We start from the raw sequence: 25520 nt of genomic DNA on the forward strand, positions 1-25520 counted from the left end.
ATGCCATTGTAATGATTGAATTCCCAAAAACGCCAATGGCATCGCATCGCGACAGTGCAAATCCCTGATGTTTCAGTGATTTGCGCCGGACGCACGCATTTGACCAAGGACAGCACCGTGACTGAAGCTTTTGAATATCGCTTGGGCGTCGATGGCGGCGGCAGCGGCACCCGCGTTTGTTTGAGCGACGCGCGCGCCCGCCCGCTGGCCCACGCAGAAGGCGGCCCCTCCGCCTTGTCGCGCGGCGTGCCGCAAGCCTGGGCCGCCGTGAATGAAGTCATCGCTCGCGCCTTCGAGCAGGCCGGCCTGCCGCTGGCCCCGCCGGCGCAATGCGCGATCGGCCTTGGTCTGTCCGGCGTGCACAACGCAGACTGGGCCGACGCCTTCCGCGCCGCCGATCCCGGCTACGCCCGCTTGCGCCTGGCCACCGATGGCTACACCACTTTGCTGGGCGCCCATGGCGGCCACCCCGGCGTGATCGTGGCGCTGGGCACCGGCAGCATAGGCGAAGCGCTGTATCCGGATGGCGGCCACCGCGAAGTCGGCGGCTGGGGCTACCCCAGCGGCGACGAGGCCAGCGGTGCCTGGCTGGGCCAGCGCGCCGCCCAGTACGCGCAGATGGGGCTGGACGGCCGCATGGAGCCGACGCCGCTGACGCGGGCGGTGCTGGAGCATGTGGGCGGCGACTGGCAGGCGATGATGGCCTGGAACGGCCGCGCCACCCCGACGCTCTTCGCACAGCTGGCGCCGCTGGTGGTGGCCAACGGCCGCCGGGATTCGCTGGCGGCCGAACTGCTGCGTCAGGCCGGTCGCGACGCCTGGTCCATCGCCAAGGCGCTGGACCCGGATGAAAGCTTGCCGGTGGCGCTGTGCGGCGGCCTGGGCCAAGCGCTGCGCGACTGGCTGCCGCCGGAATTCGCCGCCCGGCTCAGCCCGCCGCAGGGCGACGCCTGCGCAGGCGCGCTGCTCTTGCTGGCCGCCTGATCTCCCTCTCTCCGAAAAGGACTCCCCATGCGCCTTTCCCCGCTGCTGCTCGCCGGCTTGCTGGCCCTGGCCGGCCCGGCCCGCGCCGACAAAATCGTGGTCGAATACTGGACCGACTCGCTCAAACCGCAATTCGACGCCTATTTCGCCGCCGCCAAGAAACAGTACGAGGCGCAAAATCCCAATGTCGAACTGCGCTGGGTGGATGTGTTCAACGAGGGCTTCGAGACCAAGCTCAACGCCGCCATCGCCGCCGGCCGGCCGCCGGCGCTGATTAACCACGACGTGCCCCGCTTGTATAAATACGCGCAGAAAGGCGCGCTCTTGCCGCTGGACAGCGCACTGGCAGCGGACAAGGCCGCTTATCTGCCCAATGCGCTGGCCGACCTCAGCGTGGGCGGCAAGCTCTACGCCTACCCTTGGTACAACAACGTCAATGTGCTGGTGCTCAACGGCGAGCTGTTCCGCAAGGCCGGCCTGGATCCGGCTCGCAAGCTGGCCAGCCTGGAGCAGCAACTGGCCGCCGCCAAAGCCATCCGCGTCAAGACCGGCGTGCCCGGCCTGCTGCCGCAGTTGGGCCAGATCGACGGCATCATGCTTGGCCGCGGCTTGCCTCTGCTGCAAAACGGCAAGGCGGTCTTCAACAGCCCGGCGCATGTGGCCTTGCTGCGCCAGTACGCCGACGCTTACAAAGCCGGCGCGCTGGCCAAGGAGAACCTGTTCGCCGATGACAACTACCAGGCCAGCGTCAAGCTCTACAACAGCGGCCGGCTGGCAATGATGGAAACCGCGCCCACCGCGGTGAGGCGCACCCAGACCGACGCCCGCGCCATCTTCGAGGTCAGCCGGGTACAACCGGCGCCGCTAGGGCCCACTGGCGTGACGCAGGGCGGCTACCAGTTCGGCTGGGCAGTATCCAAAGGGCTGCCCGCGGCCACTCAAGCCGAAGCGATCAAGTTCGCTCGCTTCCTGACCAGCGACGCTCAGCAGCTGGCGTTCTCCAAAGTCACCGGCGCCACCTTCCCCTCCACTCGCGCAGCGCTGCGCGATCCTTATTTCACCCAGGCCGGCGGCAGCCTGGTCGACGTCGCCCGCGCCCAGGGCGCCAAGGCTGCGCCGGACATCCGCACCTTCAGCCTGAGCGGGGTGCCGCGGCTGGCGGACCTGAAGAAAAAACTGGTGGACAGCGTGGAAGCCGCGGTCACCGGCCGCAAGGACGTCCAGCTGGCGCTGGACGAGGCGGTCGCGTTCTGGAACCGGCAGTTGAAGTAAGCGCGCGACAATGAAATCCAGCGCCCGCAACGCTTGGCTGTTCCTGGCTCCGGCTCTGTCGCTAATGGCGGTGTTCACCATCTGGCCCTTGCTGTTCGGCGCTTACCTGGCCTTTACCCGCTATGACCTGCTGTCGCCACCGCAGTGGGCGGGCCTGGAAAACTTCGAATTCCTGCTGCAGGACGAGGTGTTCTGGCGCGCGATGCGCAACTCCCTGCTCTATCTGCTGGTGGTGCCGGCGATCCAGTTGGCCGCCATTGCGCTGGCGCTGCTGGCCAACCGGCCCTTGCGCGGTATCAAGCTGTTCCGCGCCGCCGTCTACCTGCCGGTGATCACCACCGTAGCCGTGGTCGGCATCATGTGGAACTGGATGTACGCCGATTACGGCATCCTCAACAGCGCGCTGCGCTGGTTGCGGCTTTTGACCGCGCAACAGGAGATCGGCTTTCTCAGCGATGAGGACATCGCCCTGTTCTCGGTGATGTTCGTCACCTTCTGGCGCGGGATCGGCTACTACATGGTGCTCTACCTCGCCGGCCTGCAGGCGATTCCGGCGGAGATGCAGGAAGCGGCCGTGCTGGACGGCGCCAATGCCTGGCAGCGTTTCTGGCGCATCACGCTGCCGATGCTAAGGCCCACCATCTTGTTCTGCAGCCTGATTTCCACGCTGGACGCATTGAAAGCCTTCGAAGAAGTGTTGGTGATGACGCGCGGCGGCCCGCTGAACTCCACCTACACCGTGTTGTATTACATGTTCCATCAAGGCTTCGATCAGTTGGACTTTGGCCGCGGCGCCGCCGCCGGCTTACTGCTGACCGGCGTGTGCTTATTGCTGGCCGGCCTCAACTTCCGCCTGCTGCGCCCCGCCCACCGCTAGCTTTCAGGACACTCGCCATGACCGCAGCCTCAAGCCCACTCGCCCGCCCCGCCCGGCAAGCCCGCGCGCGCGCGCTCCGGCACTTGGACTACCTGTTGCTGCTAGCGCTGGCCTGCGCCGCTTGTTATCCGTTTGGGTGGACGCTGATGATCGCTTTGGGCAACGGCGAACAGGTGTTCGACTTCCCGCCGCGCTGGCCGGAACCCTTGTCGCTGACCCACTTCCGCGAAGTATGGGATCAGATCCCGATGGGACGGTTTTTATGGAACTCCGCTTTGATCTCCGGCCTCTCCACTGCCGGCACGCTGCTGGTTTCAAGCTGCGCGGGCTTCGCACTGGCGCAGCTGCGCTTTCGCGGCCGGCAATGGGTGTTTTACGCCATCATCGCCACCTTGCTGCTGCCCAGCGAAACCAATGTGCTCAGCAATTACGTGACCCTGTCCTGGCTGGGGTTGGACGACAGCCGCGTCGGAGTAGCACTTCCAACATTGGCCGGGGCTTTCGGGATTTTCCTGATGAAGCACGCCTTCGAGGAAATTCCCGAAGAAATCATTGCCGCCGCGCGCATGGACGGCGCCGGCGACTGGCAACTGTTCTGGCGCATATGCCTGCCGCTGAGCCGGCCCTATCTGGCCACCTTGGCCATCTTCACTCTGGTATGGTCCTGGAACAGCTATGTCTGGCCCAGCGTGGTGCTGAAGAACCCTGACCTCTACCCGCTGTCCGTGGGCGTGCAGTACTTGAAAGGCGCTTTCGCCACCTCCACGCGGATGGTGGCCGCCGGCGCGGTGCTGACCATCGCGCCGGTATTGCTGGTATTTCTATTTTGTCAGCGCTATTTCATGCGCGGCATGGACGGCGCGGTCAAATAACGCCGCCCGGCCGCGACGCTCAAGCTCCGCACAGCTCTGCCAAACGCTGCGGCTCCGTCACCAGAAAATTGCCCTCGCCCTGCAGTTGGACGATGCGCGCGTCGCGACGTCGCTCCCAGGCGTTCACCGGGTACTGGCGCGCCCAGGCGCACATGAGTTGCTGGTCCTGCCGGCTCATGCGCAGCTGATAGCGCGCATGCATGTAAAGCGTGATGCGCGCCGCCACGCCGCGCACTTCTTCACGTGGCTGAAAGCGCTTGTTGCCGAAGTCCGTCACCGATTGGCATTGACCGTACATCGTCGTCGGCTTGCGACTCCACGCGCCGTAGGCGAAGTTGGCGCGATCGCCGTTGACCTCGCCCACCGCCGGCACCAGATTGTTCAAATCGCCTTCCGCCATGCGGAAGACCGGATCGCTGACCGCGCAGTTCTTGCGGCCGCCTTGCTGCCAGCATTGACGCTGATGGCCCAGATTCCAGGCCGGCACCACGTGCTCCCACTCGATGCGGCTGGCGCGGGTTTCCGATTTTCGCGGCACATAGCCGCAGGAGGCCCAATCCACCGCCTTGCCGCGGTAGTCGCAGCCGCAATAGAAATCCTGCTCCATACCGGCAAACACCCGCGGCAATACTTTCTTGGCGTTGGAAAAATCGCGGTGTCCTACTTGCTTGACGCCGCTCACCAACTGCGCGGCCTGTACCCGGCCCGGCGCGCCCGTGTCGGCGGCTGGCCGCGTCACCTGTTCCAGCTGGCGCACCACGGCCGCACCGGCCTTGGCCAGGGTTTTGACTTCCGCGGATTGACTGATTTTGGAAAATTCGGCCGCATCGCAAGCGGCCAACAACACAATAACGGAGAGGAGGATGGGATAACGCATGGCGGGCAGTGTAAGTACCCGCCGCGTTCACGACAATAAGATCCAAAAAATATTACAAATGATAATCCATATAAATTTCAACAAAAATAACAATGTCATTAACCGGGACACAAGGGCTGCCGGTGCAGCCGGACGATGGCCTCGCCGGTAGGCGCGGCCATCATATCGCGCAGCGTATATTGGTCCAGCGTCCGGAAAAACGCCGCCAAAGCTTCGTCCAGCGCGCCCTTGAGTCTACAGCCTTGCCGAAGCGCGCACGGCGGATCCGCACAGTCTATCAACTGCGACAGCCCTTCCAGCTCGCGCACCACCTCGCCCACCCGGTACTGCTCCGGCGCGCGCGCCAGCGCCAGGCCTCCGCCCTTGCCGCGGCTGGTCTGCAGCCAGCCCTGCTGCGCCATGAAATGGACAACTTTGACCAAGTGGTTGCGCGACACCTCGAAACGGGCGGCGATTTCCGGAATGGTGGCCAGCTGCCCCTCTTCCTGCCAGGTCAGATACATCAGCACGCGGAGGCCGAGGTCGGTAAAACGGGTCAATTGCATGGTCTTAAAACCTGTTCCAAGCCTAGCGATCAAGCACGAGACAAGGCAAAAAATGACTGAAGACGCGAAGTGTACACATGGTACACGAGCATTCTGAAACTGTTTTAAACGTCGTGTCGTCGACGCGCAGCAGACATTGAACAGGTTCTGAGGCGGAGCCCGGCGGCAAGCGCCGCCGGCTCAATGGCTTAAGCGCCGACGGCGTTGGAGCCGAACACTTCGAAATGAATCCGCTCCACCGCCACGCCCAGGTCCAACAAGCTGGAGCGCTGCGCCAGCATGAAGCCCACCGGGCCGCACAGATAGTAGTCAGCATCCGGCAACAGCGTCATTTCACGCAATTGGTTCAGCTGTAGACGGCCTTGTTGCTGATAGTCCCGGCCCAGTTTGTCCTCCGCGCGCGGCGCTTCATAGCAAACATGGGCGCGCAGCTGCGCGTGGCGTTCCTGCATCTCTCGCAAACCGTTGCGCATCGCATGCACGCCGCCGTGGCGAGCCGCGTGCAGGTAGCGGATTTCCCGGCGGCTGCCGGTTTTCAGCAGGTGCCGCAGCATGGACAACATCGGCGTCTGGCCGACGCCGGCGCTGATCAGCACCACAGGACCGCTACGCTCTTCATGCAGGAAAAAATCGCCCTGCGGCGCGCTCAGTTCCAGAATGTCGCCCTCCCGCTTTTCCGCATGCAACAGATTGGACACTCGTCCCGCTGGCTTGCCGTCACCGCCCGCTTCTCGCTTGACCGAAATCCGCAGATGTTCGCGATTGGGCGCGTCAGACAGGCTGTACTGGCGCGGCTGAGCCAGCCCCCATTCCGCAACAAAGCACTTGACCGAAACATACTGACCGGGACGGAAACCCGGCACCGCGCCGCCGTCGGCCGGCACCAGATAGAAGGATGTGATTTCCTCGCTCTCGTCCACCTTGCGCGCAATGCGGAACGGCCGCCAGCCGGCCCAGCCGCCCTCGGTGTTGGCGGCGGCAAGATACAGCTCGTGCTCCTCGGCGATCAAGATATCCGCCAGTTGGCCGTAAGCGGCGGCCCAGGCGTCTATCAACTCAGGCGTTGCCGCCTCGCCCAGCACCTCCTGGATGGAGGCCAGCAAATGCTTGCCGACGATGGGGTAGTGCTCGGCCCGAATGCCCAGGCTGACATGTTTGTGCGCCACCCGGGTCAGCACCGGTGCCAACGGCAATGGATCGTCGATGTGCTGGGCGTAGGCCAATACCGCCATCGCCAGCGCCTGCTGCTGTTGACCGGAATGCTGATGCCCTTGATTGAAGATGTTTTTCAACTCCGGATTGTAAGTGAACATGCGGCGATAGAAATGGCTGGTCAAAGCCAGGCCGTGTTGCTGCAGCACTGGAACAGTGGCTTTGACAAGGGCGCGGATTTCGGGATTCAGCATGGCGGGCTCCTAAAGATGTGTGCTTGATACATTTTATTGTGGGTAAAAATGCCGGTTGATCACCGGCCGCCTTAAAGATGCATAAATAATACATCTTTATTGCCGCATTGTCATCGCCGCGTGCAGACATCCGTTCCGGGCAGGCTTGACCCAAGTCAACACCCCAACCATACCGCTTGCATAAGATCGACGCATTCTTACGGCATAACTCGGCGGCGCCGCGCCCATTGCGCGGCCGGCCTGATGAGGCGGCTTATGGCATTGGTGCTTTACGACGACGGCAATCACAAATGCGTCGCCTTCACCGAACTGGTGCAAGGCGAAGGCATACAATCCAACCAGTTCGCCATCATCGATCAAGGCGAGGGCATTTTGCTGGATCCGGGCGGCAATCTCACCTACAAGCACCTGATCGCGGAACTGGCCGACTACTTCCTGCCCTCGCACACTCGCTACATATTCGCCTCTCATCAGGACCCGGACATCATCGCCTCGGTGGGCGGCTGGCTGCTGATCACCGACGCTCAGGTGATCATCGCCGAAGAATGGACCCGCTTCCTGCCCCACTTCTGCATGCGTGGGGCCACCGCCGGCCGGCTGGTGGCGATTCCGCCTCGCGGCATGTGGCTGCGGCTGGGCGGCGCGGACCTGCAAATCGTTCCGGCCCATTACCTGCACACCGTCGGCTTTTTCCAGATCTACGACCCGATCAGCAAAATCCTGTTCTCCGGGGACATCGGCGCCTCCTTGATGGACGGCCACGCGGCCGGCCTGCCGGTCAACGATTTCGACGCCCACCTGCACGACAGCCACATGCTCGCCTTTCATCGGCGTTATATGTCCAATAACAAGGCTTGCAGGCTATGGGTGGAAATGGTTCGTCAGTTGGACATTGAGTGGATCGTGCCGCAACACGGCGGCTCCTTTAAGGGCAAGCCCATGGTGAAGCGCTTTCTGGACTGGTTCGAAACCCTGGAGTGCGGCACCGACCTGATCAGCCCCGCCGATTTCACGCCGCCGCCTCGCGAGGTGCCCTCTCATGACTGACTGGCTGCCGCAGAGTAATTTCGACCTTGTCTCCGGCCTGGCGCTGGTCATAGGTTTGCTGAGCTTGTTGGCCGCGCTGCGCTGGCAAGCGCGCCGAGACCGCGCGGTGCAAGCGCGGAACGCCGACATCCAGATGGCGGAACCGGAGCCTGCGGACACCGGCGACGCCCAGCTGCCCTATCAGGTGGATGAGCTCGATTCGCTCGCCGAGGTCGACATCTTCATCGAGTTCGGCTATCTGGGACAGGCCGCGCAAGCCTTGCGCCACTACGTGGACCGACTGGCGCCACACTCCGGCAAGCAGCTTCAAAGGCTGGCCGGCCTATACTTGCAAACCGGGGCGCTGGACGACTACGCCTTGATGCTGGAACGCCAGCACGATCTGGCGCTGATAGGACGGGAAGCCCTGGAGCAGGCGGTGGAGGCCGGGCTGCGCGTCGAGCGCAACCACCTGTCCCTGCGAGTATTGGCGGAGCAGCGACTGGGCTGGGGGCCGGAGGAGATCGGCCTGCGTCTGGGCGACGACACGCCGGACCTATCGGAAGAGGCTGCAGAGGAGACAACGGCGGCCATCCTCCCCTCCCGCCCGTCACCATCTCCATCCATCGGCGCCAAACGGCCCCAAGCCTTGCTGCATGGCTGCGCCCCGCTGTTCCCGCTGAATGAAAGAGAGAAAGACGTCATCGCCGCGCTCTTGCCGTTCGAACGCCAGGCCAGAGTCTGGCTGCGCTGGCAAGAATACGCGGCCGCGGCCACAGCGTTGGAACAGACGCTGGCCTTGCGGCCCCACTCGCTGACCCATCTGCTTGACCTGCTGCACGTGCATTACCGGCGGCGCCAGCTACCGCACTACGCGCGGACGCTCTGGCGCTTTCACTTGGCGCTGGGCGAGCACGGCGTAAGCCTCAAAGAACAATTGATCCACGCGGGTTGGCTGCTCGGCGCCCACCCGGTGCTGGATCTGCTGGCGCAACGCCCCGAACGACCGGAGCTGGAGCGCATCGGCCGCAGTTTCGGCTTCAGCGGCGCGCCGCCCGCCTCCGCGCCTCTGCGCTGGCCGCTGGTCACGCGCCAAACCGTCAAGATGCCGACTGAGAGCGTCGACGCGCGCTGCGAGGCCGACGCCTATCTCAGCGAAGGCCAGGTCGATATGGCTATCCAAACCTTGGAACAAGCGGTTCTGAGCCGGCCGGAGGACGCCGCCAACTATCCGCCTTTGCTACAGCTTTACCGTCGGCAAGACGACCGTGCTCGCTTCCATTGGCTTTTACAGCAGCTGCGCTCGCATGTGACGCGGCTGCCGCTGGAGGTCCGCGCACAACTGGCCGGTTTCGATGCCGACGCCGACGCCGCCCATCGGCGCATGCTGGCCGCCTAAGCAAAATGCCCATGCCGCGCCCCACCCCACCCGCCTCCGATATCGCCGTGCTCGCCGTCGGCATGGACGACCGCAAGCTGACCCTGCTTCGCATGGCTTTTCGTTTGCACCACAGCATACGCTACCGCTTGCTGGAGTCCTCGTCCGGCGAACACCCGCCAGACCTGGCCATCGTCGATATCGACAGTCCAATCGGCTGGCAAGCCTGGGAAGAATTCCGCCTCCGCCACCCAGAGCTACCCGCCTTGATCGTCGCCTCTACGCCGCCGGAACACGCCCCGGCTCCGACGCTGACCAAACCGCTGCGGGTGGAATCCCTGTTTCCCCAACTGCAAGCGGCGCTGGGGCCCGCACCTATTCCGACACGCGCTCCGGCGACGGACCCGCTGCCGGCTTCGACGCCTCGGTCCGAACCGGCCGCCGCGCCGGCTCCTCCGTCTTCCATGCCGCCGATCTCCATCGCCCGTTTCGATCCGCGCCGCGGCCTGCTCGGCGCGACCACGCGGCTGGCCCGCCAACCGCGGCCGGCGCTGTTGCTGGTGGATGGCCGGCCGCTGCTATGGCTGCGTCCGGACCGCGCACAAGCGCAATGCCTGCAGCCCGCGGAGCAATTGCGCGAGCTGTGTCGGCAGGATGCGCCCGCATTGCAGGCGCAGGCCGCCGGTGCCAGCGCCGGCGTCGTCACCCAGCCGTTACCGGCGCTGCTATGGCAACTGGCGATTTGGAGCAGCCAGGGGCGGCTGCCCGCCGGCATCGGCGCTGACACTCCCCTGCGGCTGAGGCAATGGCCCAATCTGACCCGGTTGGAGGCGCTGCCGGATGCGACGCGCCTGAGCGCGCTGCTGACCAAAACGCCGGCCACGCTGCGCATCATCATCCGGCTGCTTCGCGTGGACCCCGAACACGCCTGCACCTTCCTGGCCGCGGCCCATGCTTTGGGTCTGCTGGACTGGCGCAGCGATGCGCCGCCTCTGAAAGTGATATCCAGCGCGCCGGTGCGGCCCGGCTCGACGCCGACCGCCCCCCTGCGCCCAGACGGCGCCGGCTTCTTGTCCCGACTCCTGCAAAAAGTGACCCGCTTGTGAGCCTCACGACCTTCCATCATGCGCAGCCCCGATAACAAAATCCTCTTCGCCGGCCCCGTGGGCGCAGGCAAGACCACCGCCATCGCCGCCATCAGCGACATCGCCCCGATCCGCACCGACGCCAAGGCCAGCGACATGACCCTGCATCGCAAGGACCACACCACGGTAGCCCTGGACTACGGCATGCTGCGCCTGGACGCCGACACCAAGGTCCACCTCTACGGCACCCCCGGCCAGGAACGCTTCGACTTCATGTGGGACATCGTCAGCCGCGGCAGCATCGGTCTGATCCTGCTGTTGGACCACAGCCGCGCCAACCCTCTGCAGGATCTCAGCTTCTTCCTGCGCGCCTTCGAACCGCTGCTGCGCCGCGCGCCGCTGGCGCTGGGCGTCAGCAAGACCGATCTCGCGCCGCTGTCCGCCACCGACGTCTACGCAGAAGCCCTCGCCGCGCGCGGCTTGAACGCGCCGGTGTTCGAAGTGGACTGCCGCCGCCGCGAAGACATCAAACAACTGCTGCTGGCGCTGCTGTACTCGATAGACCCTGGTCTGGGAGAACCGCAATGAACGAAGAACTGCGGCTGAGCGGGCCGCTCTACCCGATGGCCACGCCGGCCGGGGCCTTTTACGCCGTAGCGGGAGCCGAAGCCGACCTGACCCGTCGCCTGCTGTTCAACATCCTGCGGCTTGGCCATGCAGTGCCGCTGAGCGAACCCTTGCTCAGCGAATGGTGCGACGACGAGTTGGAACAGGCGCTGGCCACCCTTTATCGGTTGCAACGATTGGAATTCGTGCACGGCACAGCGGAACCGCGGCCTGCCCTCGCCGGCAACCTGGAAAGCCAGCTGCCGGAGCTTCTGGAGGCTTTGTCCGGCAGCGGTCAGGCCTTGCTGGCCGACGATAACGGCCTCTATTACGCCACCGCAGGCTTCCACCACGAAACCGCCGAGGAAATCGCCGCGCTGGCCGGCGATTTGATGTCATTAAGCCGTCGGCATCATCTATTGCTCAAGAACCATCTCAATCTGGGAAGCGCCGCCTGGGCCGCGGTGGACCCGGCCGGCCGCAGCCAACTGGCTTTTTACCCCCTGCACGTGGCGCAGCAGGCCTTCGCGTTGATCATAGGCGGCGAACCTCGGCTGCAAAGCGAAGCCTTTGTGGGCTTGGTGGAGTTGCTGGCGCGCCGCTACGCCTGAACCCCGGCCGCGCTACGGCCGGCGAATTGAACAAAAACCTGGAGAACACCATGCGTGAACAGATGCTCAAATCCATCCTGAGCGACCTCAACGGCGCAACCGCCGACATAGAAGCATCCGCCATCATTTCCGCCGACGGCCTAACCATGGCGGCGCTGCTGCCGCAGGAGGTTGACGAAGACCGGGTCGGCGCGATGGCCGCTGCGATGCTCTCGCTGGGCGAGCGCACCGCGCGAGAACTGGCGCGTGGCGGGCTGGAACAAGTGATGGTCAAGGGAGAGCACGGCTACATTCTGATGAGCCACGCCAGCCCGGACGCGGTGCTGACCGTGATCGCACGGCGCGAGGCCAAGCTGGGTCTGATTTTTCTCGACGCCAAACGCGCGGCGCGCAGCATTGCCGAAATTCTCTGAGAACCTCGCGGGCAGGGTCGAGACAAGGCGAAAACGAGCGAAAAAGCGGAATGGTCGGGTGGTACATGCGCATTTTGAGCTTGTACTCACCGTGCAACGCTCCACGAAGCACAACAGACTTTGAACAGGATCTAACAAGCAGGCCTATGCTTGGCGGCGCATGGCCGGCACAATACGGTTTTGCTTCCGCGCAAGACTCGACTCCATGTGGAAAACCATACTCGCCATCTCCGTCGGCGCAGCGTTGGGCGCCTTGTTGCGCTGGGCGCTGGGCGTCAAGCTGAACAGTCTATGGCCCAGCCTGCCGCCAGGCACGTTGGCCGCCAATCTGATCGGCGGCTACATCATCGGACTGGCCGTCGCCTTCTTCGCCAGCGCGCCGGGGGTGTCGCCGCTATGGCGGCTACTGGTGATCACCGGCTTTTGCGGCGGCCTGACCACCTTCTCCACCTTCTCCGCCGAAGTCATCGCCTTGCTGCAGCAACAACGGCTGTTGCCGGCGCTGGCCGCCGTCACCGTTCATGTCGGCGGCTCGCTGCTGGCCACCCTGACCGGCATCGCCAGCTGGCACTGGCTGCGCGCGCTCAAGGGGTGATGCCGTCTAGTGCGTCGCCCCGCCCGTCTCGACAATGTCCTCCGTCGCGGTCAAAGCCGTTTCCAAGGCCAGCCGCAGACCGGCGACTATCATCTCCAAGCTCATGCTGGGCGCTCCCGGATGCGCGGCGGCCTGCTCCGGCAAATAGGGAATGTGGATGAAACCGCCGCGCGCGGGCGCGCCGGTCAAGGCGTGCATCAGGCCGTAGAACACATGGTTGCAGACAAAGGTCCCCGCGCTTTGCGACACGGCCGCTGGAATGCCGGCGGCGCGCAAGGCCGCCGCCTGCGCCTTGATCGGCAAAGTGGAAAAATAAGCGGCTGGCCCCCCCGGCACCACCGGCCGGTCTATCGGTCGATGGCCGGCATTATCCGCGATGCGGGCATCGTCCACATTGATCGCCACCCGCTCCAAAGATAGCTCGGGGCGTCCGCCCGCCTGACCCACCGCCACGACCAGCGCCGGCCGCAATGCGGCCATTTCTCCGCGCAAAACGCTCAAGGCCTCGCCAAACACACATGGCAGCCGCCTCGCAGCCACCACCGCGCCCATCAACGACTCTCCATCCAGCCGGCTCGCAGCCTCCCATGACGGATTCACGCTCTCGCCGCCAAACGGTTCGAAGCCCGTCAACAACACGATCTTGCTCATTCAAGCTCTCCCTCGTCCAAAGCCAGCAAGGCGAAAGTCCCCAGCCAATGCTCCCCAGTGTAATGACCACTGACCACGTGCGGCAGGCCGGCGTCCAGATGCGCCCGCGCGCTTTGGCCCAACAAAGCCCCCCAAGCGTCGTCCGCCGGCAGCGCCGCCGTCAACTGGCGCAAACACCAGGCGCGGCTCAAATTCAAGCCGATGAGATGGCCGATCTTGGGGTCCGAGCCGTTACTGACCTTTACCGGACTCAGCAGGGCAGCGTTTCGCGGCAAATCGGGCAAGAAAACGCGCAACCAAGCGCAAAACGGCTCGGCCGGCAACAGCCGGCTAAGCAACAAAGCCTGGCATAAGCAGGGCGACAGGAAATCATCGCCGCTTGGCTCCAAGCGCGCCGGATAATCCGCATCGGACAGGAAATAACGCCGGGCTGCCGCCTCCAGCGCCTGCGCCAGCTCGGCATCGTCGGCGGCGCGTGCATAGTCCAGGCTCAGCAACAAGGCAAAGGCGGTGTTGGCGTGCCCGCCGCTGCGGATCGGATAATCCTGCAAAGGGAGAAACGTAAGCCAGCGCTGACGGATCAAAGTCAGCAGCGGCCGCATCGCCTCGCGCCATTGACCGGATTGAGGCGCCTCCCAGGCCTCAAGCTCTTGCGTCAAGGCCAGCAACCAGGCCCAGCCATAAGGCCGCTCATAGCTTGTACGGCCCGGGGCGGCAAAGTAGTCCGCCTCTGCCTGGAAAGCCTGCGGCGAAAAATGGCTGGTGAATAGAGCGGCGATATCAGCCTGCTCCGGCAAACGTGGAAAACGACGCGCCAGGCGCGCCAACAGCCAGAAGCCATGCACGGCGGAGTGCCAGTCGTAGCAGCCGTAGAACACCGGGTGCAAATCGCGCGGCGCGCGCGCGTCCTCCGGCCCGTTCAGCAGATGGCTCAGCAGATTCGGATACTCCCGAACCAGCCCGGCCAGCGGCAGCGCCGCCAGCTTGGATGCTTGTTGCGGATTCATGCTGTCTCCTCAACGGAACACAATGAAATACATCAATAGGATATTCACGCCCAGCAAAGCCAGCGCGGTGGGAATCTGGGTCTTGATCACCAGATATCGGTCCTTCAGCTCCAGCAAGGCCGCCGGCACGATATTGAAATTGGCAGCCATCGGCGTCATCAGCGTACCGCAATAGCCGGAATACATGCCTATCGCCACCAGCGGCGCCGCGTCGGCGTGATGGCCGACGATCAGAAAAGGCAGCGCGATGCCGGCAGTCATCACTGGAAAAGCCGCGAAGGCGTTGCCCATGATCATGGTGAACAGGGCCATGCCGATACAATAGATCGCCACCAGCAGAAAACGGTTGTCCGGATCAACAAACAGGCCCACCACCTCTTGCACCGCCTGGCCAGTCTTGGCGGCGACGAACACCCCTCCCAGCATCGCCAGCATTTGCGGCAGGATGGCGGCCCAACCAATGGAGTCCACCAGACGACGCGATTCGCGCACCGCCTGCAGCGGGGTGCCTCCAGTCAGCTTCCATCCCAGCAACAGCGCGCAGACGCAGGACACCGCCAAGGCGGCCAGGGTCAAATGCTTCTGATCCAACAAGGCCTCGCCGCCAATCCCGACATCCTTCAGCAACACCGTGCAAGCCACAGTCAACAGCGGAATCAACAAGGCGGGCAGGAAAATCTTGTTGCCCAGGCGGCTGGCGGCCTCCCGTCGCTGCTGATCGCTGCTTTGGCTATAACTGCCGGACGCCAAACAGCCGGCTCCGGCCAACAGGGCAAGCGCGATCACGATGAGGCCCACCAGCCGATAGGCCATATCCTTGCCCAGAACCGCCGTTATCAAGTCGCCGAACAAAAAGGTGGAACCGAACAAGAACCAGAACAAGGCGGTGGTATAGCGCTTGGGATTGCCGCGGTCGCGCAGCGTCATGCCCACCAAGAGCATCACCACAATGCCAATCAGATAATAAATGTCATTGATGCTGAACCATGCCTTCATGCCGCAGCCTCCTGTTGAGCGCGCCAAGCGGCGATATCGCTTTGCAATCTGGCGTCAAGCCGCGCCAAGCGCGCCATATGGATGATCAACGCGCTGACGGCGGTGGGAATCGCCCACAGGCCGATGTGCAGCGGTTCGATATTGGCGATGCCGTTTTCCTTGAGGAAGGCATCCATCAACAACACCGCGCCAAAGGCGATGAAGATGTCCTCGCCGAAAAACACCGCGATATTGTCGCAGGCGGCGGCATGGGCGCGGATGCGGTCGCGCAAGACCGGCGGCAGCTCTCCCAGCTGATTGGCCGCGGCACCCTCGGCCATCGGCGCCAGCAAAGGGCGCACAGTTTGGGCGTGGCCGCCTAGATTGATCAGACCCAGCGCGGCGGTCAGCTCGCGCACCACGAAGTACAGCATCAGGATGCGCGCGGTGGTGGCGCTGCGAATGCCGGCTATCCATTGCTGTGCGCGTTCTTTCAGGCCATAACGCTCCAACAGGCCGATCACCGGCAGGATCAGAATAAAGGTGGCCAATTGACGGCTATTGAGGAATTTTTCGCCGAAGGTTTCCAACAGCGCGCCCAGATCCATGCCGACCGCCAGGCCTGTGCTCAGACCTGCGGCGGTGACCACCAGCAGCGGATTGAAGCGCAACGCGAAGCCCGCCACAACCACGGGAATGCCCACCAGGGGCAGGTAGGATGCAAGATCCATGCAGTTTCTCCTTTGTATGATGGAAATGGCCGCCTGCGGACGGCTCTAGTTTCCGGATAAGGCTCACAAAGCCATGATGCCAACGCCCTCCTGTTCCAAGCGCCGACGCAACAACCTCGCGAACTCCAGCGCGTGCGCGCCATCTCCGTGCAGGCAAACGCTGTCGGCGCGAATCTCCAACTCCCCGCCGTCCAGCGTGGCCACTCGTCCTCGCAACACCAGCTCCAGGGTCTGGCGCAAAGCCTGCTCCGCATCCTCGATCACCGCGCCCGGCATTCCGCGCGGCGCCAGACTGCCGTCGGCCAGATAAGCGCGGTCGGCGAACACTTCTTCTATCGCTTGCAAGCCGTGACGCCTCGCGGCGCGGCCGGACTCTCCGCCGGCCAAACCCACCAGCCGCAGTTCGGGATCGAAATCCCTCACCGCGCGGGCGATGGCGTCGGCCAGCGCCGGATCGCGCGCCGCCTGGTTGTACAGCGCGCCGTGCGGCTTGACGTGGCGCAGTCGCGTTCCGGCTGCCCGGGCCATCGCCTCCAGCGCGCCCACTTGGTACAGCACGTCCTGATATACCCGTTCCGGCGCGCGCTGCATCGTCTTTCGGCCAAAATGCTCGCGGTCGGGAAAGCCTGGGTGGGCACCCAGCGCCACCCCGCGTCGCGTCGCGTCCCGCACCGCTCGCCACATGGTTTCGGCGTCGCCCGCATGCCAGCCGCAGGCGATGTTCACCGAGCTGACCTGGTCCATGATCGCCGCGTCGTCGCCGCAACCCTCGCCGATGTCGGCGTTCAAATCGATCTGCATGCCTGACTCCAATCCTGTCCCTGCAACCACTGCCGCAGACGTAAGCGCGCCGCCGCCGCCTGTTGCGCGTCCACCATCTCGAAACGCAGCTTGGCCCCCGGCCGCGCTTGCGCCAGCTTCCACAAATCCGCTTCAATCACGCAGGCGATGCGCGGATAGCCTCCCGTCGCCTGCGCGTCCGCCAGCAAAACAATGGGCTGACCGCCCGGCGGCGCCTGCACTACGCCGGGGAGAACCCCGTGGGACGGCAAATCTCCGGCGGCCTCCCGCGCCAAGGCCTCGCCCTGTAAGCGATAGCCCATGCGATTGCTCTGCGCGGACACCGTCCACTCGCTCTCGCTGAACGCCTGTCGCGCCACTCGGGAGAACTGCTGCCACTCCGGGCCCGGCAAGGCGCGCAACAACGGCGTCCAGCCAAGATTGCGCCGGCCCAGCCGGCCAGACAGCGCAAGCGCCGGCCCCAAGGGCAATCGGTCCCCGGCCTCCAGCGCCCGCCCCATCCAGCCGCCAAAACCTGCTTGCAGATCGGTGGCGCGCGCGCCCAGAGCCAGAGGCGCGTCGATGCCGCCGGCAAAGGCGAGATAAGCGCGCATGCCGTGACGGCAGCCGCGCAAGAGCAAATGCTGACCCGCGCGGGCCGGATAGCGCCAGCCGCTCCACACCGGCTCGCCGTCCAGCTCCGCGCCGAAGTCCGACCCCATCAACGCGAACCAGCCATCGCGCAGAAAGCGGGCGCCAAACGGCCCTAAAGCCACCTCGATGCCAGCCGCGTCCGCGGCGTTGCCCAGCAGACGGTTGGCCATGATCAGCGCCGGCGCGTCCAGCGCTCCGCTCTGCGCGACGCCGAGGTGACGCAAACCACGCCGGCCCAAATCCTGTACCGTGCTTTGAATGCCGGCCTGCGTAATTTCAATCATCTCCGTCCTCCCGCGGCACAAAGCGCACGCAGTCGCCCGGCAGCAACAGAGACGGCTCCGCGCGTCGCGAATCGAATAATGTCAGGTGAGTCCGGCCTATGATCTGCCAGCCGCCGGGACTGGTCGCTGGATAGATGCCGGTCTGCCCGCCGCCAATGCCCACTGAGCCGGCCGGCACCGCCAGCCTGGGCTCTGCGCGCCGCGGCGTGGCCAAACGCTCGGGCAGTCCCCCCATATAGGCGAAGCCGGGTTGAAAACCGAGGAAGTACACCACGTAGTCCGCCGAAGCATGAGCGGCAACCGCTTCCGCCTCACTCAAGCCGGCATGCGCCGCCACCACCGCCAGATCCGGACCGTGGCGACCTCCGTAGCGCACCGGCACATCCACCCGCCGCACACGCGGCGCGGCCTCTTGCGCTTCCGCCCAGCCGCGGCGCAAGCGCCCCAGCCAAGCCTCGCCGTCGCCGGCGTCCGGGTCGAAGATCAGGGTGAGATTGTTCATGCCGGGCACCACGTCGGTCAGCCCTGGCGCGCCCGTCAAGGTTTGCGCCAGCCACCAAATGCGTCGCTGACACGCCAGATCGGCCGGCCTAACGCTTTCCAATACAGCGGCCCGCTCGCCCAGCAGGTAATAGCGCATTGAGTTCGATGCCAAACCATTCTCCATTTGCAGCCGCCCGTCTCGCGGTGCGTGTATCTGTTATTTTGCTGATAAAACATCTATAAATTATTTGTATTTATTGGCTATGTCCAGCGCAAATGACGTTTTGTTATACTGGTCGGCCAAGCCACTTCGTCTCCGGACCCGTCCATGAACGCTCAACGCAACATCGTCTCCTCATCGCATCTAGTCTCCGAGCGTTGCGCCGAGCTATCCGAGTTCGAATTCGGCTTGATCGTGGCCAACAACGCTTTCAATCGCTGGATGACCCGCTGCATGACAGCCGCTGGAGAGAGCGATATGACCGCGATGGAAGTGTCCCTGCTGCATCACGTCAACCACCGCGGCCGCAGCAAGAAATTGGCGGACATCTGCTTCGTGCTGAACATCGAGGACACTCATGTGGTGTCCTACGCGCTGAAGAAGCTGGTGAAAATGGGCTATGTCGGCAGCGAAAAAGTGGGCAAGGAAGCCTTGTTCGCCACGACCCAGGCCGGCATTGAACTGTGCCAGCGCTACCGCGACGTGCGCGAGCAATGCCTGATCAACGCGCTGATCGACAACGGCGGCCAACAGGCCGATATCGGCGACAACGCCCAACTGCTGCGCATGCTGGCCGGCCTCTACGATCAGGCCTCGCGCGACGCGGCCTCTATGTAAGCGCTGGTTGATCTGCGAACCGCCGCGCGTGGAGAAAAACTCGCGCGGCTAACGTGGTCCAAGCTTGCCCTGCTACCTTACGGCGAACGCCGCTCTTGCCGCTGGCCTCTCCGTGTCTCGCAGACGCAGACTCTTCCCGTACCCAGGCGCAAATTCAATCACGCCAACGGCAAGCCCAGAGAAATTAGGCTATTCATTTATTATCAAACCTTCTCATCTAAAATAAACATTCGATATAGTTGTCAAAAACATTGAATAATTTCGAATGGGATGATAAAAACGCCATACACCAGCACTTAGACCGGTGAACTACCGCCCGTCGGCGGGCGCGCCGCGACAGGCCGGCTCCGAATTCAACCGCGGCGTCGGCTCGCCGCTCGGGCCAGAGACGTCGGCGTCGGCGCTTGATGGGGACCATTAGCCGCATAGTTACCATATTCATCAGCCGGAACCGCCATGAGGTCGAATACCGCCAACCGACAGTTGCTCTTTGTCGTGCTGCCCTTCCTGCTCATCGTCGTCATGCAGGTAGCGCTAAGCGCGTTCAGCCTCTATGTGGTTTCCACCGCCCGAGCCTACGTGGCGGGGGAAGGCTTATGGTCGAAAGCGCAGAAGGACTCCATCTACCATTTGACCCGCTACGCCCAGACCGGGTCCGACCACGATTTCCAACGCTACCGGCTGGCGATCTCCATCCAGCTGGGCGACCACCGGGCCCGGCTGGCGCTGGATCGCAAACCGCCGGATCTGGATACCGCGCGCCAAGGCTTCCTGGACGGCGGCAACCATCCAGACGACATTGAAAACATCATCCGCGCCTATCTGTGGTTTCACCGCATCAGCTACCTGGCCGAAGCCATCCGCTATTGGAAAATTGGCGATTACTACCTGCAGGAAATTCAGACCATAGGCGAGCAGTTGCGCCAAGGCTACGCCGACGGCTCCTTGAGCCAGGCAGACAAAGCCGCCCTCACTTCTCAGATCGCCGAAATCAACGAAGCGGTGAAAGCGCCGGCCCAAGGCTTTTCCCGCGTGCTGGGCAACGCCTCCCGCGAGGTAAGCCAAGCGGTCTGGAGCGCCAACCTGATCGCCGGGATGCTACTGGTGCTGCTGACCATTTTGCAGATCCGCCGGTTAATACAGGCTTCAGACAATTACAAAGCCGCCTTGCAAGCGGAGCAGCAACGCGCGGAGATCACGCTGCAATCGATAGGCGACGCGGTGATCACACTGAACATGCAAGGCGCGGTGATCTATCTGAACCACAGCGCCAAACACATGCTGAGCCACTTAGGGACGGAAAGCCTGGGCCTGCACTTCGACGAACTGCTCAGCCTGATCAAACAGGGGCAAGAAACCGACAGCGCGCTGAGCTTCGCCGAGCTTTGCCGCCAGGACGAAACCAGCCGCACCTATCCCAAGCTGAACATGCTGCGCCACAACGCGATCCCGCTTCAGGTCAGCTTGGTGGCCGCGCCGATTCGCGACCGCCACGGCGAGCAATACGGCATCGTACTGGTACTGCATGACAATACCGCGGAGCAGCAATACATCAACGAACTGTCCTGGCAGGCCAGCCACGACGCGCTGACCGGCCTGGTCAACCGCAGGGAGTTCGAAACCCGCGCCATCAAGGCGATCAAGCAACTGGACCAAGCCGAGGCGTCGCTGGCGTTGATGTTCATCGATCTGGACCAATTCAAACTGATCAACGACACCTACGGCCACGCCGCCGGCGACGAACTCCTGTGCCAGATCAGCCGCTCTGTGGCGCGGCGCCTACGCGCCTCGGACACGCTGGCGCGGTTGGGCGGCGACGAGTTCGGCGTCTTACTCGGCAACAGCTCGGTGGAATCCGCCATCGCCAAGGCCAATAATCTGCGCCAGGCCATCATGGAGTGCAGCTTCCAGTGGGAAGGCAACCAATTTTCCATCAGCGCCAGCATCGGCCTGGTCTGCGTGTCCGACGCCGACACCTCGCTGGCCGAGGTGATGCGTTCGGCCGACATCGCCTGCTACATGGCCAAGGAAAAAGGCCGCAATCGCATCCAACTGCACATTCCTCACAATTCCGAAGTGTCGGCGCGCTTTCACGAGATGGACTGGGTGCAGCGGCTGCGCCAGGCCCTGCGCGACGACAGCTTCACTCTGTACGCTCAGGACATCGTCCCGCTGGCCGCCCATCCGGAGCGCGGACGCTATGTCGAGGTGCTGCTGCGCCTCAACGCCGACGACGGCAGCCAGGTGCCCCCGGGCTTATTCGTGCCAATCGCCGAGCGCTACGGCCTGATGACCGAAATTGATCGCATCGTGGTGGAAAAAGTGTTTCAGGAACTGGCGCTCCTGCGCCGCGCCGGCAATCAGGACATTAGACACTGCGCGATCAATCTATCCGGCTCCACCCTGTGCGACGACGGCTTCCTCGCCTTCGTGCAGCAGCAGTTCCAACGCAGCGGCGTCCCCCCGGAACTGATCTGCTTCGAAATCACAGAGACCAACGCCATCGCCAACTTGGAAGCCGCACAGCGGCTAATCCACGAACTGCGCCGAATCGGCTGCCTGTTCTCGCTGGACGATTTTGGCACCGGCATGTCTTCCTTCGCTTACCTGAAGCACTTGCCGGTGGACTTCCTGAAAGTCGACGGCAGCTTTGTCCGCGAGATGGTGACAGACCCGATAGACCACGCCATGGTGGAGATGATCAATCACATCGGCCACGTCACCGGTAAACGCACCATCGCCGAATTCGTGGACACGCCCGAAATCGTGGCCGAGTTGCGCAAACTGGGCGTGGACTACGCCCAGGGCTTCCACCTGAGCCGGCCGGAGCCCTTCGGCTTCCGCCATGCGCGAGGCGACCGCCGAATGCGACAGCAATAGGCTACCGGCCTGATTGTCAGGCCGGATCAGGGCGGCCGGGAGGCCGCCGCGTCTGGCCGGCTTGGCCCGGCCTTGCTTCTAAGGAAAGGGGACACGATGAGTAAAGAGATCGGTTTTGTCAGGAGCGGCCCGCTGATGGACCTCCACAGCTATCCGGAATGGACACGGGAGATGGTGCGTCACTGCGACGTCTTCAAGCGCCAGGTGGTGGAGCACGAGCTGTTCCGGCAGATGCGCGACGGCGTGCTGCCCGTCGCCGTCCACCAGGCCTTTCTGCGCGGCGGCTGGCCTGTGATCGAACAGTTTCCGCAATACATGGCCAAAAACCTGCTGAAAGTGCGCTATGGCCAGCATCGCGGCCACGATATGGCGCGCCGCTACCTGATCCGCAATATCCGCGTGGAGCAAAACCACGCAGACCACTGGGTGCAATGGGCCGCGGCGTCCGGCGTGGACGCCGACAGCCTGCTGCGCAACCCCCAGGCGCTGGAAACACTGAGCCTCAGCCACTGGTGCCATCAGGTCTGCGAGCGTGAATCGCTGGAGGTGGCGATGGCGGCCACCAACTATGCGATCGAAGGCGCCACTGGAGAATGGTGCGCCGCCGTCTGCTCCAAGGAGGATTACGCCCGGCAGTTTCCCAAGGAAAAGCGCGCCAAAGCGATGAAGTGGCTGGCGCTGCACGCGCATTACGACGACGAGCACCCGTGGGAGGCGTTGGAAATCATCGTCACTCTGGTGGGCGAAGACCCAAGCTCGCGGCAAGTGGCGGAACTGCGTCACGCGATCTGTCAGAGCCACCGCTACATGCGCCTACTGCTGGATCATTACATGAGCCAGCCCGTGCCAGAAACTTGCGCGCGCGCCTGCGCGGAGCCGGCGCTGGCCTGAAGACTGCTCAAAGCCTCGCCAGCACAGGACGGACAAAGCTTTGGGGCTGAAAAGGAGGGACGCGCAAGACCGGCGCAAACATCCCGCAACCGTACTCGCCAAGCACAACCGCCCCCGCGCAGCAGGCAATGAACGCATACAGCGCCCGTCGTAAAACAAACCGCCCCACAAGTCAAAACTTGCAGGGCGGTTTACTTTGCCTCTATGGAGCGGTTTAGCCGCGCAGGCGACGCAACACCTCATCCTTGCCGATCAAGGCCAGCACCGCGTCCACCGAAGGGGTCTGCGTGGTGCCGCATACCAGCACCCGCAGCGGCATGCCCAGCTGACCCATCTTAATGCCCTCTTCCGCGCAGAAAGGCTTGAACAGTTCGTGGATGGCTTCCGCGGACCAGGTGTCCAAACTCGCCAGCTTGTCGGCGAAACGCCCCATGCGCGCCACGCTGTCGCCGGACAAATGCTTGTCCACGTCGGCCGCCGCGGCTTCCCGCTTGCGATAGAAGTAGTCCACTTCCAGCGCCAGCGCGTTCAAATCCTGCACCCGTTCCTTGACCAGAGCGATCACGTCCTCGATGGCAGGCCCGCCGGACAGCTCGACGCCGGCGGCGGCCAAACGCGGCGCGATCAGTTCGGCCAGGCGGCCGTTGTCGGCGGTTTTGATGTGCTGGGCGTTCAGCCACATGAATTTTTCATGATTGAAGCGGCTGGCGGACGCGCTCACCGCCTCCAGGCTGAACCACTCGACGAACTGCTCCATGCTGAAGAACTCGTCGTCGCCGTGGCCCCAGCCCAGGCGCGCCAGGTAGTTCAGCAGCGCTTCCGGCAAAATGCCCTTGTCGGCGTAGTCCACCACGCTGACCGCGTCGCGGCGCTTGGACATCTTCTGGCCGTCCTCGTTGAGGATCATGGGCAGATGGCCGTAAACCGGCAGCGGCGCGTTCAAAGCCTTCAGGATATTGATCTGGCGTGGAGTGTTGTTGACGTGATCATCGCCGCGTATCACGTGGGTGATCTGCATATCCCAGTCGTCCACCACCACGCAGAAGTTATAGGTCGGACTGCCGTCCGGACGGGCGATAATCAGATCGTCCAGTTCCTGATTGGCGATCTCGATGCGGCCCTTGACCGCGTCGTCCCACGCCACCACGCCGTCCAGCGGGGTCTTGAAACGCACCACAGGAGCCACATCCGCAGGGATCGCCGGCAAGGTCTTGCCGGCTTCCGGACGCCAGCGACGATCGTAGCGCGGCTTCTCCCCGCGCGCTTCCTGCTCTGCCCGCATCGCTTCCAGCTCGTCCTTGCTGCAATAACACAGGTAAGCGTGGCCGGAGGCCAGCAGCTGCTGGATCACATCCTTGTAACGGTCGAAACGATGGGTCTGGTAGAACGGGCCTTCGTCGTAGTCCAGGCCCACCCAGTGCATGCCGTCCAGAATCGCCTTCACCGATTCCGGCGTCGAACGCTCCAGATCAGTGTCTTCGATGCGCAGCACGAACACGCCCTTGTTCTTGCGGGCGTAGGCCCAGGAAAACAGCGCGGTGCGCACGCCGCCGATGTGCAGATAACCGGTGGGGCTGGGAGCGAAACGGGTACGGATCATGGTGACTCAGGCTCGAAAACGTAAAACGGCTATTGTACGCCGGCTGACGAAGCGGCAGCAAACCCCAGGGTTTGTGGGAAACGCCCTCCCTGCCAGCGCAAGCCCCTTAAGAACGTGTTTACGATCTCTCGGGCTAAAAGTAGATCGCAAACAGGTTCTAAGCCGGCCAACGCCGGTGCAGACTGGCCGGCACCAAGAACTCCGGCTCGGCCAGGGCCTGACCTTCCAGCAAGGCCAAGGCCAATTCCAGGCTGCGCGCCGCCATCTCGCGGCTGTCCTGCACGATGGCGTCGACGCGCAACGGCAAGCAGTCTAGCAAGGAGTGATCGTCGAAGGTCAGCAGGCGCAGCGGCGCGTTGGCCAGGCCGCAGTGCTGATTGAGGAAGGCCAGCGCGCCCTCCAGCAAAGAGACCGAGGCGGTGAACAGCGCCTGCGGCAAGCGGTGATGCTGTTGCCGCCATTGCTGCATCAGTTCGAAACCGGAGCGGCGCAGGTAGTCTCGATGGCACACCCAGCCCGGCTTTTCCTCCACGCCATGCAGCGCCAAGGCCTGGCGGTAGCCTTGCAAGCGATCGCGGCTGGGCGACAACTCTGCTTGGCCGCCGAAGAACACCACTTCAGACACGCCCTGCTCCAACGCATCGCCCACCAGCCGCTCCACGCTGGCGCAACCGTCAGTCACCACCGACGGAATGCCGCTACCGTCCACCCTGCGGTCGACAAACACCAGCGGCAACCGCCGCACCCATTTCTGGTAGGACTTGGCCTCGTGCGTGCACGGCACCACGATCATCGCGTCCACCTGCCGCGCCGCCAGATGGGCCATGACCTCGGCCTCGCGCCGCGGGTCTTCGTCACTGGTCACCAGCAGCATCTGGTAGTCGCGCTGGCGGCACAGCTCTTCCATCGCCTGGGCCAGCGCCGCGTGAGCGGAGTTGGTCAGATCCGGAATCACCAGCCCCACCGAATTGCTGCGCCGCGAACGCAAGGAGCGCGCCGACTGCGAAGGGTTGAAATGCTGCTCGCTCGCCACCTTCTCCACGCGCTCCACCGTCGCCCGGGAAATACGATAACGCTCGGCATGGCCGTTGAGCACCATGCTGGCGGTAGTGCGCGACACGCCGGCCAGTTCGGCGATGTCGTCTATGGTCAAACGCTTGTAGCCACTCATCGACAGCCTATTCCTCATGCGGCGGCGC

General features: G+C 63.7%; 26 protein-coding genes. 14 read left to right on the forward strand and 12 right to left on the reverse strand.

The window, feature by feature from the left end; genetic code table 11:
- Positions 1-117: 117 nt before the first annotated feature.
- Genes MOV80_RS17360 through MOV80_RS17375 form a run of 4 tightly spaced genes read left to right on the forward strand, consistent with a single transcriptional unit; the run spans position 118 to position 4005 of the window.
- Positions 118-984: a BadF/BadG/BcrA/BcrD ATPase family protein gene (locus MOV80_RS17360; RefSeq protein ID WP_249605342.1), complete on the forward strand. Its 867-nt coding sequence runs from the start codon at positions 118-120 to the stop codon at positions 982-984.
- Between the two features lie 27 nt (positions 985-1011).
- Positions 1012-2256: an extracellular solute-binding protein gene (locus MOV80_RS17365; protein ID WP_019102833.1), complete on the forward strand. Its 1245-nt coding sequence runs from the start codon at positions 1012-1014 to the stop codon at positions 2254-2256.
- Between the two features lie 10 nt (positions 2257-2266).
- The gene (locus MOV80_RS17370) at positions 2267-3133 is read left to right on the forward strand and encodes a sugar ABC transporter permease (protein WP_107732567.1); all 867 of its coding nucleotides are present in this window, start codon (positions 2267-2269) and stop codon (positions 3131-3133) included.
- A gap of 17 nt (positions 3134-3150) precedes the next feature.
- The gene (locus MOV80_RS17375) at positions 3151-4005 is read left to right on the forward strand and encodes a carbohydrate ABC transporter permease (RefSeq protein WP_107732568.1); all 855 of its coding nucleotides are present in this window, start codon (positions 3151-3153) and stop codon (positions 4003-4005) included.
- 19 nt (positions 4006-4024) lie between these two features.
- Here the strand turns inward: MOV80_RS17375 and MOV80_RS17380 are convergent, their stop codons facing one another.
- The 3 genes from MOV80_RS17380 to hmpA all read right to left on the reverse strand — a co-directional run bounded on the left by MOV80_RS17380 (position 4025) and on the right by hmpA (position 6833).
- Entirely contained in the window at positions 4025-4882 is an 858-nt protein-coding gene (locus MOV80_RS17380; protein ID WP_019102836.1) for an endonuclease, read from the reverse strand.
- 98 nt (positions 4883-4980) lie between these two features.
- Entirely contained in the window at positions 4981-5427 is a 447-nt protein-coding gene (locus MOV80_RS17385) for an Rrf2 family transcriptional regulator (RefSeq protein ID WP_019102837.1), read from the reverse strand.
- A gap of 188 nt (positions 5428-5615) precedes the next feature.
- Complete coding sequence (gene hmpA / locus MOV80_RS17390) at positions 5616-6833, reverse strand: NO-inducible flavohemoprotein (protein ID WP_019102838.1); 1218 nt, start codon at positions 6831-6833, stop codon at positions 5616-5618.
- A 255-nt stretch (positions 6834-7088) separates the two neighbouring features.
- Between hmpA and MOV80_RS17395 the strand changes: the two genes are divergently transcribed.
- From MOV80_RS17395 to crcB, 7 genes are all read left to right on the forward strand, one after another.
- Complete coding sequence (locus MOV80_RS17395; RefSeq protein WP_019102839.1) at positions 7089-7880, forward strand: MBL fold metallo-hydrolase; 792 nt, start codon at positions 7089-7091, stop codon at positions 7878-7880.
- Positions 7873-9258, forward strand: a complete 1386-nt coding sequence (locus tag MOV80_RS17400) for a hypothetical protein (RefSeq protein WP_249605343.1) — start codon at positions 7873-7875, stop codon at positions 9256-9258. Before MOV80_RS17395 ends, MOV80_RS17400 begins: the two co-directional genes overlap by 8 nt.
- A gap of 11 nt (positions 9259-9269) precedes the next feature.
- Complete coding sequence (locus tag MOV80_RS17405; RefSeq protein WP_118267934.1) at positions 9270-10343, forward strand: hypothetical protein; 1074 nt, start codon at positions 9270-9272, stop codon at positions 10341-10343.
- 18 nt (positions 10344-10361) lie between these two features.
- Positions 10362-10910, forward strand: a complete 549-nt coding sequence (locus MOV80_RS17410) for an ATP/GTP-binding protein (RefSeq protein WP_019100998.1) — start codon at positions 10362-10364, stop codon at positions 10908-10910.
- Positions 10907-11539, forward strand: coding sequence for a hypothetical protein (locus tag MOV80_RS17415; protein WP_019100999.1), 633 nt, complete (start codon positions 10907-10909; stop codon positions 11537-11539). The genes MOV80_RS17410 and MOV80_RS17415 overlap by 4 nt, the downstream gene beginning before the upstream one ends.
- Before the next feature lie 50 nt (positions 11540-11589).
- A complete protein-coding gene (locus MOV80_RS17420; protein ID WP_019101000.1) occupies positions 11590-11952 on the forward strand; it encodes a roadblock/LC7 domain-containing protein in 363 nt (120 codons plus the stop codon).
- A gap of 205 nt (positions 11953-12157) precedes the next feature.
- Entirely contained in the window at positions 12158-12547 is a 390-nt protein-coding gene (gene crcB / locus MOV80_RS17425; RefSeq protein WP_039754418.1) for a fluoride efflux transporter CrcB, read from the forward strand.
- Between the two features lie 6 nt (positions 12548-12553).
- On the opposite strand, the gene pcp is transcribed toward crcB, so the two are convergent.
- The 7 genes from pcp to pxpB form a co-directional block, all read right to left on the reverse strand.
- Positions 12554-13198 (reverse strand): pyroglutamyl-peptidase I, encoded by a 645-nt coding sequence (gene pcp / locus MOV80_RS17430; RefSeq protein WP_081554967.1) that lies wholly within the window; start codon positions 13196-13198, stop codon positions 12554-12556.
- Positions 13195-14205, reverse strand: a complete 1011-nt coding sequence (locus MOV80_RS17435) for a DUF2891 domain-containing protein (RefSeq protein ID WP_019101003.1) — start codon at positions 14203-14205, stop codon at positions 13195-13197. Before MOV80_RS17435 ends, pcp begins: the two co-directional genes overlap by 4 nt.
- Positions 14206-14214: 9 nt before the next feature.
- A complete protein-coding gene (locus MOV80_RS17440; RefSeq protein WP_019101004.1) occupies positions 14215-15201 on the reverse strand; it encodes a DUF979 domain-containing protein in 987 nt (328 codons plus the stop codon).
- Positions 15198-15911: a DUF969 domain-containing protein gene (locus MOV80_RS17445; RefSeq protein ID WP_019101005.1), complete on the reverse strand. Its 714-nt coding sequence runs from the start codon at positions 15909-15911 to the stop codon at positions 15198-15200. Before MOV80_RS17445 ends, MOV80_RS17440 begins: the two co-directional genes overlap by 4 nt.
- Before the next feature lie 63 nt (positions 15912-15974).
- A complete protein-coding gene (gene pxpA, locus MOV80_RS17450) occupies positions 15975-16712 on the reverse strand; it encodes a 5-oxoprolinase subunit PxpA (protein WP_019101006.1) in 738 nt (245 codons plus the stop codon).
- On the reverse strand, positions 16697-17629 hold the full coding sequence (locus MOV80_RS17455; RefSeq protein WP_043592962.1) for a biotin-dependent carboxyltransferase family protein: 933 nt from the start codon (positions 17627-17629) through the stop codon (positions 16697-16699). The genes pxpA and MOV80_RS17455 overlap by 16 nt, the downstream gene beginning before the upstream one ends.
- Positions 17622-18269, reverse strand: coding sequence for a 5-oxoprolinase subunit PxpB (gene pxpB / locus MOV80_RS17460; protein ID WP_019101008.1), 648 nt, complete (start codon positions 18267-18269; stop codon positions 17622-17624). The genes MOV80_RS17455 and pxpB overlap by 8 nt, the downstream gene beginning before the upstream one ends.
- Positions 18270-18440: 171 nt before the next feature.
- On the opposite strand from pxpB, the gene MOV80_RS17465 reads away from it, so the two are divergent.
- The 3 genes from MOV80_RS17465 (at position 18441) to MOV80_RS17475 (ending at position 22721) form a co-directional block, all read left to right on the forward strand.
- Positions 18441-18950, forward strand: a complete 510-nt coding sequence (locus MOV80_RS17465) for a winged helix DNA-binding protein (protein ID WP_019101009.1) — start codon at positions 18441-18443, stop codon at positions 18948-18950.
- Between the two features lie 456 nt (positions 18951-19406).
- Complete coding sequence (locus MOV80_RS17470; RefSeq protein WP_019101010.1) at positions 19407-21830, forward strand: EAL domain-containing protein; 2424 nt, start codon at positions 19407-19409, stop codon at positions 21828-21830.
- Between the two features lie 96 nt (positions 21831-21926).
- Positions 21927-22721, forward strand: coding sequence for an iron-containing redox enzyme family protein (locus tag MOV80_RS17475; RefSeq protein ID WP_043592960.1), 795 nt, complete (start codon positions 21927-21929; stop codon positions 22719-22721).
- Between the two features lie 214 nt (positions 22722-22935).
- On the opposite strand, the gene gltX is transcribed toward MOV80_RS17475, so the two are convergent.
- A complete protein-coding gene (gene gltX / locus MOV80_RS17480; protein WP_019101012.1) occupies positions 22936-24321 on the reverse strand; it encodes a glutamate--tRNA ligase in 1386 nt (461 codons plus the stop codon).
- 157 nt (positions 24322-24478) lie between these two features.
- Complete coding sequence (locus tag MOV80_RS17485; protein WP_043592956.1) at positions 24479-25492, reverse strand: LacI family DNA-binding transcriptional regulator; 1014 nt, start codon at positions 25490-25492, stop codon at positions 24479-24481.
- Positions 25493-25520: the final 28 nt, after the last annotated feature.

This window comes from Chromobacterium sp. IRSSSOUMB001, from assembly GCF_023507765.1.
GTDB classification, from domain to species: Bacteria; Pseudomonadota; Gammaproteobacteria; order Burkholderiales; family Chromobacteriaceae; genus Chromobacterium; species Chromobacterium haemolyticum.